The following is a 226-nucleotide window of genomic DNA, read 5'->3' as shown; positions in this document are numbered from 1 at the left end:
CCCCCGGCGCTGGATCAGGATCGCCTCGGACTCCAGGATCGCCTCACCGAACAGTTCCAGGCCGGCCCGCTTGAGCGTCGTGCCGGTCTCGACGACGTCGGCCACCACATCGGCCACTCCGAGGCGCACCGAGCTCTCCACCGCGCCGTCCAGGTGGATCAGCCGGGCGGTGACGCCGTGGCTGTCCAGGTAGGCCGCCACCAGGCCGGGGTAGGAGGTTGCGATC

General features: G+C 71.2%; 1 protein-coding gene. It reads right to left on the bottom strand.

The features are described 5' to 3' along the window. Positions 1 to 226: ATP phosphoribosyltransferase (gene hisG / locus BN358_RS23155; protein WP_157593364.1), on the bottom strand; the 226-nt coding region annotated here is incomplete at both ends.

Source organism: Sedimentibacter sp. B4 (genome assembly GCF_000309315.1).
Classification (GTDB): Bacteria; Bacillota; Clostridia; order Tissierellales; family Sedimentibacteraceae; genus Sedimentibacter; species Sedimentibacter saalensis.
This window is presented reverse-complemented; position numbering and strand designations above follow the sequence as displayed.